Annotated in this window: 11 protein-coding genes; 3 read left to right on the forward strand and 8 right to left on the reverse strand. The window is 68.6% G+C overall.

What is annotated here, in order from left to right; genetic code table 11:
• Positions 1–31: 31 nt before the first annotated feature.
• Complete coding sequence (locus ACWDXS_RS02220) at positions 32–1,390, forward strand: MFS transporter (protein ID WP_378989900.1); 1,359 nt, start codon at positions 32–34, stop codon at positions 1,388–1,390.
• 55 nt (positions 1,391–1,445) lie between these two features.
• Here the strand turns inward: ACWDXS_RS02220 and ACWDXS_RS02225 are convergent, their stop codons facing one another.
• From ACWDXS_RS02225 to ACWDXS_RS02250, 6 genes are all read right to left on the reverse strand, one after another.
• Positions 1,446–1,922, reverse strand: coding sequence for a nucleoside deaminase (locus ACWDXS_RS02225; RefSeq protein WP_378989901.1), 477 nt, complete (start codon positions 1,920–1,922; stop codon positions 1,446–1,448).
• Positions 1,919–2,899 (reverse strand): ornithine cyclodeaminase family protein, encoded by a 981-nt coding sequence (locus ACWDXS_RS02230; protein WP_449961117.1) that lies wholly within the window; start codon positions 2,897–2,899, stop codon positions 1,919–1,921. The genes ACWDXS_RS02225 and ACWDXS_RS02230 overlap by 4 nt, the downstream gene beginning before the upstream one ends.
• Positions 2,900–2,927: 28 nt before the next feature.
• Entirely contained in the window at positions 2,928–3,854 is a 927-nt protein-coding gene (locus ACWDXS_RS02235; protein ID WP_378989904.1) for an ABC transporter permease, read from the reverse strand.
• Positions 3,851–4,909, reverse strand: coding sequence for an ABC transporter permease (locus ACWDXS_RS02240; RefSeq protein ID WP_449963377.1), 1,059 nt, complete (start codon positions 4,907–4,909; stop codon positions 3,851–3,853). Before ACWDXS_RS02240 ends, ACWDXS_RS02235 begins: the two co-directional genes overlap by 4 nt.
• A 155-nt stretch (positions 4,910–5,064) precedes the next feature.
• Positions 5,065–6,690: an ABC transporter ATP-binding protein gene (locus ACWDXS_RS02245; protein ID WP_449961120.1), complete on the reverse strand. Its 1,626-nt coding sequence runs from the start codon at positions 6,688–6,690 to the stop codon at positions 5,065–5,067.
• A gap of 6 nt (positions 6,691–6,696) precedes the next feature.
• Positions 6,697–7,689, reverse strand: a complete 993-nt coding sequence (locus tag ACWDXS_RS02250) for a BMP family protein (RefSeq protein WP_378989906.1) — start codon at positions 7,687–7,689, stop codon at positions 6,697–6,699.
• A 134-nt stretch (positions 7,690–7,823) separates the two neighbouring features.
• Here ACWDXS_RS02250 and ACWDXS_RS02255 point away from each other — a divergent pair, with 134 nt between their 5' ends.
• A complete protein-coding gene (locus tag ACWDXS_RS02255) occupies positions 7,824–8,570 on the forward strand; it encodes a GntR family transcriptional regulator (RefSeq protein ID WP_387447342.1) in 747 nt (248 codons plus the stop codon).
• A gap of 17 nt (positions 8,571–8,587) precedes the next feature.
• Here ACWDXS_RS02255 and ACWDXS_RS02260 read toward each other — a convergent pair whose 3' ends face one another.
• Positions 8,588–9,418, reverse strand: coding sequence for a TetR/AcrR family transcriptional regulator (locus ACWDXS_RS02260; RefSeq protein WP_449961123.1), 831 nt, complete (start codon positions 9,416–9,418; stop codon positions 8,588–8,590).
• Between the two features lie 74 nt (positions 9,419–9,492).
• On the opposite strand from ACWDXS_RS02260, the gene ACWDXS_RS02265 reads away from it, so the two are divergent.
• A complete protein-coding gene (locus tag ACWDXS_RS02265; protein ID WP_449961126.1) occupies positions 9,493–10,737 on the forward strand; it encodes an MFS transporter in 1,245 nt (414 codons plus the stop codon).
• 86 nt (positions 10,738–10,823) lie between these two features.
• Here ACWDXS_RS02265 and ACWDXS_RS02270 read toward each other — a convergent pair whose 3' ends face one another.
• Entirely contained in the window at positions 10,824–11,969 is a 1,146-nt protein-coding gene (locus ACWDXS_RS02270; protein ID WP_449961129.1) for an LLM class flavin-dependent oxidoreductase, read from the reverse strand.
• Positions 11,970–11,994: the final 25 nt, after the last annotated feature.

Here is an 11,994-nt window from a genome sequence, read left to right on the forward strand (position 1 = left end):
CGTGAAAGGCGACGACGAGAGGGTGTTGTGGATGTCAAGGGAATCGAAAACGGTGCTGCACCGGGCAATCGGTGCGTCGGCGATCGGTAATGCGGTCGAATGGTTCGACTACGGTGTCTACGCCTATCTGGCGACGTATATCGCGAGGTCGTTGTTCCCCGGTGACGGTGAGTCCGGGATGGTCTACACGCTGCTCGGTTTCGCCGTATCGTTCCTGATCCGGCCGGTCGGCGGCATGATCTGGGGTCCGCTCGGCGACCGCATCGGGCGCAAGCGCGTGCTCGCCACCACGATTATTCTGATGGCCGGATCGACCCTCGCCGTCGGCCTTATCCCGAGCTTCGACATGATCGGCATCGGCGCCCCGATTCTGCTGTACGCGCTGCGCATGATCCAGGGACTTTCCGCCGGTGGTGAATATGGTGGCGCCGCGACATTCATGGCCGAATACGCACCCGATCGCAAGCGTGGATTCTATGGAAGTTTCCTCGAGGTGGGCACGCTCGCCGGCTTCACGCTCGGCAACCTGGTCGCCCTGCTGCTGGTGAATGTCCTCGACGACGCGTCGATGAATTCGTGGGGCTGGCGCATCCCGTTCATGATCGCCGGTCCGCTGGGCCTGATCGGCATGTACCTGCGTAGCCGGGTGGAGGACACCCCGGTGTTCCGCGAGGTCGACAGCAAGGACGAGACCGAGGAAGTCTCCGGCGTCTACCGCGATCTGGTGACGAAGTACCTGCGCCCGGTGCTGACCCTGTTCGGCCTGGTGATCGCGCTGAATGTCGTGAACTATTCGTTGATCAGCTACACCCCGACCTACCTCGGCTCCGCGCTGGGTATGGACAAATCCGATGCGTTGCTCGTGCCGCTGATCGGCCAGATCGCGATGTTGTGCACCCTGCCGTTCCTGGGTGCCCTCTCCGACCGGATCGGGCGCAAACCCATGTGGATGTTCTCGTGTGCGGCGATGATGGTCGCGGTGATCCCGGTCTACCATCTGATCGGTTCTTCGCTCACCGGCGCGATTGTCGGCTTCGCGATCCTGGGCATGCTCTACGCGCCGCAGCTGGCGACGATCTCGGCCACGTTCCCCGCGATGTTCCCCACCATCGTGCGGTTCGCCGGTGTGGCGATCGGCTATAACGTGGCCACGTCGATTTTCGGTGGCACCGCCCCGGTGATCAACGAGTCGATCATCAGCGCGACCGGCAACAACATGGTTCCGGCCTACTACATGCTCGCTGCGTGCGCGGTCGGCCTGATCGCGTCCTTCTTCCTCATCGAGACCAAGGGTGTCTCGCTGCGCGGCACACAGGTGCCGGGTACGCCCGAGGCGATCGAGGAACAGCGTGAACTGGGCGAGCCCGCCGAGGTCGTCGCGGTGAAATAGATCGTGCACCGAGGGCGCGGCGTCGATCCGGCGCCGCGCCCTCGGTGTCTTCGGGCTAGTTCTGCGCGGCCGCGCGGAACACGGCGAGAGCTTCCTCGCCGAGGTGTGGTCCGCTGACCTCGACCGGCACGTTCGAGCTCGCGACGACCTCGGCGCAGGTGAGTCCGAAACTGGTACCCGGGGGCATGATCGGCCCGAATTCGGCTGCGGCCGCGGCGAAGACGATGCGGCCGACTCCGGCCCACACCATCGCGGCGGCGCACATCGGGCACGGTTCGCCGCTGGCGTAGACGGTGGCGCCCCGCAGTTTCGCCGCGTGGCCCGCGGCGGTCGCGAGGGTGATCGCGACCAGTTCGGCGTGGGTGGTGACGTCGCCGGTGGTGTTCACCGCGTTCACACCCTCGGCCAGGACCGCGCCGTCGTGGCCGAGAGCGACCGCGCCGAAGGGGCGATCGCCGAGCGCGGTGGCGTGCCCGGCGAGGTCGATGGCGCGACGCAGATGGGTGATGTCGATATCGGTCAGCTCGCTCATGAGGTGAGATCCACTTCCGTTCCGATGCCGTTGGCGCGGGCCTTGTCGATGAGCAGGCGGGCGGCGGCCAGATCCTGCAGGCCGATGCCCACCGAATTGAACAGGGTGATGTCGCGGTCGTCGTGACGGCCGGCTGCCCGGCCCGCGATCACCTCGCCCAGCTCGGTGCCCACCGCGTCCTGCGTGATCGCGCCTTCGGCGATGGCCATCAGCGTGTCGCCGGATTTGGTGAGCGTGGTGCCGATCGAGTCTACGACGACCCTGGACCGGCGCATGGCCTCGCCGTCCACCTCCCGGTGATCCGCCCTCGGCGGTGCGCCCACCGCGTTGACGTGCAGACCGTCGCCGAACCAGGCGCCGTGGACGATCGGCTCGCGGGACGGCGTGAGGGTGCACAACACGTCGGCGGCGCGGGTGACCGACTCCGGGCTGTCGAGGGTACGCACGTCGAGACCGAGATCGGCTATCGCACTGCGGAATCGGTCGACCGTAGCTGCGGTGCGCGACCAGACCAGCACGGTCTCGAGCTCGCGCACGGTCGCAATCGCGCGCGTGTGCTCCACGGCCAGATTGCCCGCGCCGATCACACCGAGTACCGAACTCGATGGTCGGGAAAGATATTTCGTCGCCACCGCGCTGGCCGCGGCGGTCCGCACGGCGGTGACGAGGCGTCCGTCGATCAGTGCCTCGCACGAACCGTCGGCCGCCGAGGTCACCACGATCACCGACCGTTGCACCGGCAACCCGCGCCCGCGATTGGCGGGCAGGTCGGCGAGCAGTTTGACCGCGGCGGCACCGGCGGATTCGGCGGCGGCGACCATGGGCACGAAGGCCGCGCCGCCCAGTGTCATCGCCGGTGGAGCGGGGACGAACGCGGTGCCCAGCGCCAGATCGGCGTGCGCGCGCTCGACGGCGGCGAGCACCTCACCGCGGTCGAGGACGGCGGTCACATCGGAGTGCGACAGGATCAGAGTCAACGGTGGCTCCTGCGAAAGTAGGGGCGGGTCAGGAAGTTCGGGCGAAGGCGACGGTGAGGTCGCGCGGCGAGCGGCTGTTGCCGACCAAGCCGCTGACGGCCACGATCGCGATCAGATAGGGCAGCATCACCAGCAACGCGAACGGCACATCGACGCCGAGGGCGGGCAGTGCGAACTGCAGGGCCTGGGCGAGACCGAAGAACACCGATGCCCAGATCACCCCGAGCGCACGCCAGCGGCCTGCGATCACCGCGACCACGGCGAGATAGCCGATGCCGCCGGTCATGTTGTCGCTGAACGAATGCACCTCCGACAGCGCTAATTGCGCGCCGCCGAGGCCGGCAGCGAACGCGGCGAGCAGCACACAGCCGTACCGGGCGGCCTTCACCGGCAGACCTGTGCGGTCGGCGGCGACGGCGTCTTCACCGATCGCGTCGATCACCAGACCCAGCTTGGTGCGGCGGGAGAACACGACCGCCAGGACGGCGACGACCGCGATGCACAGATAGCCGAGCGCGGTCTGCCCGAACAGGGCGGGACCGATAACCGGGATATGGTGCAGCACCGGTATCGGCAGCGCGTCGAAACCGGGAACGCTGTGGCCCTTGCCGTCGTCGAGCAGCAGGCGCGCACCGTAGGTGGTGGCGCCGAGTGCCAACGCGTTGCCGGCGATGCCGACGACGATCTGGTCGGCGCGCAAGTCGATACTCCAGATCGCTTGCAGCGCACCGAAGATCAGGGCAGCGAGCACGGCGGTGGCCGCGCCGAGTACCGGCGAACCGGTGGTGACGGCGCCGAGCACGCCGGCGAACGCGCCGGTCAGCATCATCGCCTCGAGGCTCAGATTGAGCACACCCGCGCGTTCGCTGACCAGCTCTCCGCTCGCGGCGACGAGGATGGGCAGGGTGAAACCGATTCCGCTGGTCGCGATATCGGTGACGGTATCGAGGCTCATCGCGGCGCTCCTGCCGGATCGGCGGTGTCCACGGACGGCACCGGTTGTGGTGCGGGTTCGGTCTTGCGCCTGCGAGTGGTCCAGATGGCGGCGCCCGCGATGAACACGATCATCAGCGACTCCACGACCGCGATGGTCGACGCGGGCACATTCGCGGCCAGCTGCAGGTTGATCCCGCCGGAGACGAGGAACCCGAGCAGCAGCGACACCGCGACCACGGCGGCCAGTGAGCCACGTGCCAGCAGGCCGACGACCAGACCGGAGAATCCGTATCCGGAGGAGAACCCTTCGGCGAGGACGAACGGCGCCGTCGCCACCAGCAGCCCGCCCGCGATGCCGGAGAACGCGCCCGCCGCCGAGAGGCTCAGGAAACGCAGCCGACGCACCGGCAGCCCGAGCCGCGCGGCCGCGTCGGGATTGAGCCCGACCGCCCGCAATCGGGTACCGAGTGCGGTGCGACGCACCAGGATCGCGGTGCCGAACGCGGCCATCACGGCGATCCACAGGGCAATGGTCGCGGGCGAGCGTTCGATGCCCAGCAGCGGCAGATGCGCGGCCGCGGTGAGCTGTTCGGACTGCGGCAGCGTCTCCGAGGACGTCACCGGCTGGCGCAGCAGCGCGGGCTCGTGCACGACGAGCAGCACCAGCGCCAACCCGACGAAGTTGAGCAGCAGCGTGGTGATGATCTCGCTGGTGCCGCGCGCGACCCGCAGGTACGCCGCGATGGCGGCCCACAGCCAGCCCGCGGCTGCCGCCCCGATCAGCACCGCGGGCAGGGTGATCACGGCGGGCGCACCGGTGAGCGTGGTGCCGATCGCGGTGGCGGCGATGCCACCGGCGCAGATCTGGCCCTCGCCACCGACATTGACCAGTCCGGCGCGGTGGGCGATGGTGAAGCCGACGGCCACCAGCATCAGCGTGGCCGCGACATTGAGCGAGGCGCCGATCGCGTAGTCGCTGCCGAACATGCCCTCCCACAGTGCTGTGATCGTGGCGCCCGGTGCCGCGCCGGCGACGGCGGCCAGGATCAGCCCGATCACCCCTGCCGCGAGCATCGCCGCGACGGCGACGACGATCGGGTGGTGTGCCCACTGGCGCAAGCCTGCCGGGTGCTGCTTCGAGGAAGGCTTGCCGAGCCCGCGCAGCCCGCCCAGCGACGTTCGCCGAGGTGGGGGCGCGGTGGCCGCGGTCGTGGTCCGACTCGGTGCGCTCATGCCGCGACTCCCATCATCAATTCGCTGATCTGTTGTGCCGCTGTGGGATCGGCGGTCTCGATCGGTCCGGCGAGTGTGCCGCGATACGCGACGAACACCCGGTCGCACAGCGCGAGCAACTCGGGTACCTCGCTCGACACCACCAGCACCCCACAGCCGTCGGTGGCCGCATGGCGCAGCTGGGTCAGCACGAAATCGACTGCGCCGATGTCCAATCCGCGCGTCGGCTGGGCGGCGACCAGGCAGCGCAGGTTCGCGGCGGACAGTTCGCGGGCCAGCACCACCTTTTGCTGATTGCCACCCGAGAGCGAACCCATCGGCACCCACGGCCCGGCAGCGCGCACATCGAAGCGGTCGAGTTCGGCCTGGGCGGCGCGTCCCATGGCCTGCTTGTCGAGCAGTCCGAAGCGCCGGAAGCGGCCGAGTCGGCCGAGGAAGAGGTTCTCCGCCAGGGTCATCTCGGCGACCATCGCGTCGCGGTGGCGGTCCTCGGGCACGACGCCGAGTCCGAGCCCGGTCCGGGTGGCGGGGTTGGCGGTCGTGACATCGGTGTCGGCGAGCGTGACCGTGCCGGCGCTCACCGGGGTAGCCCCGGCGAGGACCGCGACGAGCTCGCTCTGCCCGTTGCCCTCGACGCCCGCGATTCCGACGATCTCGCCGGGCCGCACGACCAGACACGCATCGTCGAGCGCCGCGCTGCCGTCGGCGCGATGCACGGTCACTCGATCGATGGTGAGAACCGGTGCGGGGGAATCGGATTCGGCAGACGACTCGAGACCGGCGCTAGACGGGGTCGATTCGGTGGCAGGGCCGACCGGGAGAGCCGTTGCGGGTGAATCTGCTGTCGTCGCCGAATCGGCGGGATCCAGGCCGATGGTCGCGGCGACGGTCGGGTCGAGGTCGGCGGCGGTATGCCCCACCATCGCGGTGAGCAACTGGGCGATGGTGGTGTTCGACATCCGCCCGGCACCGGCGACCATGCCGCGGCGCAGCACGGTCGCGGCATCGGCGACCCTGGCCACCTCACCGAGTTTGTGCGTCACCAGGACTACCGCTTTGCCGTCGGCGGCGATGGCGCGGCAGGTGTCGATCAGCGCGTCGATCTCGGCCGGATCGAGCACTCCCGTCGGTTCGTCGAGCAGGATCAGCGCCGGATCACGCAGCAACGCCTTGACGATCTCGACCTTCTGCCTCGCGCCGACCGGCATGGTCGCGACCTGCTGGTCGAGGTCGATGCGCAGGCGGTAACGCTGTGCGATCTCGTCGAGCCGGTCGGTCAGCTCCTTGCGGCGCGACCGGAGTCCGTGCTGGGTGAGCAGCAGGTTCTCCGCGACGGTCATGGTGGTGACCAGACTGAAGTGCTGGTGCACCATGGCGACACCGGAAGCCATCGCGGCGGCGGGGGAGTCGGGCCGGAAGTCCTTGCCGCCCAGCTGCATACGCCCGGTGTCCGGGTGGTAGCCGCCGAAGACGAGATTGCACAGCGTGGACTTGCCCGCGCCGTTCTCGCCGAGAATACAATGGACAGTGCCGGATTCGACGGTGACGTCCACGTCGTGCAGCGCCTGCACGTCACCGAAGCGCTTACCGACCCCGTGCAGGGTCAATGCGGGAGTGCTCATCGTGGATCAGTACGGCTTGACCGCGCCGGTGGACAGGGCCGTTTTCGCCTTCGCGAGTGCGTCGGCGACCCCGGAGTCCTTGCTGCACAGCACGAAATCGGTGCCGTCGTTGGGCGAGGTCAGCCCGAAGCGCACGTTCTCGGCCTTCCACGAGTCGTCCAGAACGGCCTTCACCGCGAACTCGACCTCGGCGCCGATGTCGGTGTGTACGTAGCCCAGGTACGCGGGGTTGGTGCAGTCGCCGGGGATCGGGCCGCCGACCATCGTGGCGTTGGACTGGGTGGCGGCCTGCTCCATTCCCGCCTTGCCCAGGTTCACGATCTGGCCGAGCGTGCCCGCGCCTGCGCCGTAGTCGGCCAGTGCGGCCTGCTTGGCCTTGGCGGGGTCGTTGAAGTCGCCGACGTACTGCGGGGTGAGCACCTTCGCGTCCGGCTTCGCGAACCGCGCACCGTTGCCGAAGGCGTTGGCGGCGTTGACGATCGCGGGCAGTTCGACGCCGCCGACGAAGGCCACCGTGCCCGACTTGGAGCCCGCCGCCGATACCGCGCCGCTGAGGAATTCGGCCTCGGCCTGCTGCGGGTCGTAGTAGGCGAGGTTGGCGAGTGGCTTGGCGTCGGCCGGTCCGCCGATCTCGACGAACTTCACGTTCGGGAACTGTGGCGCCACCTTGCGCACGTCGGCGTCGGTCTGGCCGCCGAGGGAGATCACCAGGTCGTTGGCCGAGGCGAAGCGGACCAGGGCCTGCTGGTAGTCGCTGGCGGCGACCTGTTCGACCTTGCTGAGTTCCACCTTGTCGCCGAGCGCGTCGGCGACGCGCTGGTAGCCGAGATATCCGGACTGCATGAAGCCGGTGTCCGACAGTGAGCCGGGGAAGAACACGCCGACCTTCAGCTTGCCGCCCGACGCCGTGGAATCGGCGGAGCCACAGGCCGACAGGAGGGCAGCGGCGGCGAGCGCGGCCGAGCCGAAGGCGATCGCGCGCCGAGTGGACTTGTGCACGAGGTACTCCTTGATCGAACGAACCGCTCACTTAGCGGTATACCGTTAAGTGTCAGCCTGGGGCTCGGAGATGACGGGCGGATTACCGAAAAGTAAGAAACGGTCGCATGCCGCGAGCGGACTACCGTGGTGGCGTGCAGGAGCAGAAGGATGGTGCGGTGGCAGACGAACCGGCGAAGAAGTCGCTGCGGGATCAGGCCTACGAGGAGTTACGTGACCGGATCATCGATCTGCGCTTGAGCCCTGGTCAGCGGCTCGTGGAACGCGACCTCGCCACCGAGCTGGCCATCTCGCGGATCCCGCTGCGCGAGGCGCTGCAGATGCTCGAACGCGAGGGTCTGGTCGTGATCGTGCCGAGGCAGGGCGCGATCGTCGCCCCGTTCACGGTGACCGACGTGCGTGACCTGTTCGATGTTCGCGAAAGCCTCGAAGTCCTCGCGGCGCGCCTGGCCGCCGAACGCGCCGAGCCGGCCGACCTCACTGCCCTGCGTGCGCAGCTCACCGCGGCCCGCCAGGCCACTGCCCGTGGCGACCAAGCCGCGATCGCCGCCGCGAACGCGGGGTTTCACGCCGTCATTGTCGAAGTGTCCGGCAACCCACTGTTGCAGTCGTTGTTGCGCCCCTTGGAATCCCGAGTCCGCTGGCTGTTCCACCTGACCAAGGAACGTGACCCGGGCACCCAATGCGACGAACACGAAGCCCTCTACGCCGCGATCGCCGCGCACGACTGCGACGCGGCCGCCGAAATCGCCTACCGCCACGTAGCTTCCGGCCGTGAGCCCAGCCTGGCCCTGTCCGCCCAATGGTCCATGCCCGACATCGACCCCGTCTCGGCCACCCGCACCCGCCAACGCGGCTCCCACCGCGAGAAGACCGCGTAGATCGCGGCGTTTGGGGTCTAGTCGGTCAGGAGCTTGAGGACGAGGGGGCGGGACATGGTTCCGGCGACTCGGCGGGCGAGCTGATTCGCCCCCGCCCCAGCGGCGTGGGCGGTGCGCAGGGCGGTTGCGAGTTCGGCGCGGGCGGCATCGGCAGCGGCTTGGGCTTCGCGAAGGCGGCGGGCGGCGTCGTCTACCGGGGTGGTCAATGCATTGACCGGTTCGGGGAGGGTGGCGTCCGGCTGCGGCGCGACGGGTTGGGGTGTGGTCGCGAGGTTTCGCAGTGCGGCCCGAGCGAATTCCTTCACGAACTCGCGGGTGGCGTCGGTGTCGGAGGCGGCGTCGCCGAGCAACAGGCGCGTGGTCTGGGGGACGGCGTGGGTCCAGTTGGCGAGGCCGCAGAGGGCGAGTAGGAGGCGGCCTGCCTGCTTCTCGTCGACACCGAATTGTTCTTGGGCACGGTCGAATTTCTGTCCGTAGTGGTCAGCGCGCCAACCGTCGACATCGTGGGCGTCGGTGCCGCGGTGCAAGCCCTCCCAGAGCAGCAGGCGCAGCAGCTGCGGATGGTCGCGGTGGTAGTCGAAGAGCTTGCCGACGTAGTCGCCCGGCTCGGTCTCGGCGAGTGGCTGCACGACCTCCATGAATTCGCGCATGGTGTCGACGATGATGACGTCGAACAGCCTGTCCTTGCTGCCGAACAGGCCGTAGATGCGTTCCTTGTTGACGCCGGCGGCCTCGGCGATGCGATCGACGCGGGCTCCGGCCAGACCGTACTGCGCGAATTCGGCTCGCGCCGCACGCAATAGGGCCTGTCTGGTCGCGTCGCTGCGTTTGATGGTGCTCGCCGTCATGGGACTGACTTTACCAGTTCTTTAAACCAACTATTTGGTTGACTCTGTCCCTGTGCGAGCCTACTGTCGTCGACATGGCATCACCGACAGTCCAGCTTCCGGTCGGAAGTCCGGCCCCTGCCCGCGTTCGCGACACGTCGCCCCGTACGCACACCGGGTGCACCCTCCCTGTTTTCGTGCTGTCGGCCCTGGTGGCCACCGGCCAGATGTACACGCCGATTCCCCTGTTCGAAGCCATGAAAGCAGAGTGGAGTGTGGGTTCGGGGGCGATGACATGGGTCATCAGCGCCTTCGCCTTCGGCTACGCGGGCGGCTTCGTGCTGTTCGGCCCGCTGTCGGATCGATACGGCCATCGCCGGGTCCTGGTCACCGGCATGCTCGTGGCCGCGGTGGTCACCCTGTTGACCGGTCTGGCGTTCAGTGCGCCCGTGGCCGTCGCGCTCCGGATCGTGCAGGGCCTCGTCGTCGGCTCCATTCCGCCCGCGATCATGGCCTACGTCGGCACGCGCATCGCGCCGGGGCACCGGGCCGTGGTCACCATGTCGGTGGCCACCTCCTTCTTGGCCGCCACCGTCATCGCCCAGATCGTCTCGCAGGCCGTGGTCGCGTCGTTCCCGTGGCGCACCGTATTCCTCGGCTCCGCAGTCGTTTTCGCGGCCTTGGCCTTCGCGCTGCGGGCCGTCATGCTCGATGACGCCCCCACCGGCCGTGACCTCCCGCTGCGCCACAGCTACGCCGCCATTCCCGCGGTGCTGCGCATCACGCCGCTGCTCCCGATGCTCGTGGCGGGCGCCCTGAGCATGGCCGTCATGGTCGGCATCTACACCGGGATCGAGCTCACCGGCCTGGTCACCGGTTCCGGCGAACTGCTGACCCTGCGGGCGGGCGCCCTGCCGGTGATGATGGCGCTGCCACTGCTCGCCATTCCGCTGGCGCGCCTGTCCAAGCCCTCCCAGATGGTCCTCGGCGTGCTGATCGCGGCCACCGCGATGGTCGCCGCGACCTTCGAAGGCTCGCACCTGGCGGTCCTCACTGTGCTGCTGGCGGTCCTGGTCGGTGGCCTCGGCGTCATCGCCCCCGCGGTGTTGCAGAGCGCGGGTGAACTCGGCGGCGATGCCCGCGCGGCAGCCTCTTCGGTCGCCATGTTCAGCTTCTACGTCGGCGCGACCCTGGGCCCGATCGTCGCGGCAGCGACTGCGCCACACGGCTTTTCGACCCTGGCATGGACCCTGGCTCTGCTCCTGGTCCTTGCCCTGTGCCTGACTCTGCTCGGCGCTCGCCTGCAGCGCTCCGCGCGTCTCGCGGCCGCGACGGGTTGACCGTCGAGTAGATCAGGCAAGCTCTTATGCCGCCGCCGACGCACCCCGACGCGGCCACCGAAATCGCCTACCGCCACGGCGGTTCGTCACAGTCGGCGGATTCCGCGTGCGACCTTGGCGAACGATGACCCGGTCAGGAGTCCCGTCCGCAGTTTCGGGTGACACGCGCCGAGGTCGACCAACACGGCGTAGGTCAATCCGTGGTCGCGCCGCTCGGCGATCTGGTCGAGCACCTCCGCCGGTGTGCCGACCTGGAAGACGTCTCGGATCAACGACAACGGTGCGCGTCGACCGTATTCCAGCGCGGTGGCCTCGTCGATGGTCTGCGGCAGGATGTCCTGGGCGCCGGAGAACGTGGGGCCCAACGGATGCTCGACGCCATGGCGTGCCCAGGCCTGCGCGGACGCGGCGAGCATGTAGGCGCGGATCACCGCCGAATCGAGGATCTCCTCGACAATCGTCTGCGACTTCGCGGTGATGATCCACTGCCACCCGGCCGCTTGGACCGCAGACGGGTCGCGTCCGGCATCCGAGGCCGCGGTCCTGATCGTGTCGAGCTTGTCGCGGTATTCGGCTGGGCTGCTCGGAAAGGCGGGCAGCCACGCGTCGGCGAATCGACCGGCCACCCTGAGCATGCGCGGTCCGTGCGCTCCCATCCAGAGCTCCGGTCGGGTACCGCGGTGCGGCGGCAGCGCGAAGACCGCGTCGCGGAGAGGGAAGAATTCGGAATCCCGGGAGATCGGCTCACCGTGGGACTCCCACAATGCCCGAATCGTCGCGACAGCCTCCTCGAAGCGCGCGACCGGGCGTTGCCAATCGACACCGTAGGGCTCGTTGTTCTCGCGTTCTCCCGGACCGATCCCGAGAATCGCTCGCCCGCCGCTGAGCAGATGCAAGGTCGCGGCGGCCTGTGCGGTCACCGCCGGATGCCTGCGACCGGCGTCGGTGACTCCCACCCCGAGCCGGAGCCGACTCCACCGATTCCGCGCCGCCGCGCGCCCGAGCAGGGTCCACGGTTCGTAGTACGCGTCCGCGACGGGAACGACCCGTGCGCCGCCCGCATGGCTCGGCTTCCACACCGACGAGGGAAACAACCCGATCAAGTGGTCGACGACCCACAGGGAGTCGGCACCGGTCGTCGCGGCGACGAACTTCGCCGTGCGGTGGGTGAGATCCGGCGCACCGCGGGAATGAAGACCCGGATCGACTATTCCGGTCCTGACTCGTGCCATGGGCTACTCCCACTACTCGATGTCA

Source organism: Nocardia sp. NPDC003183 (assembly GCF_053590715.1).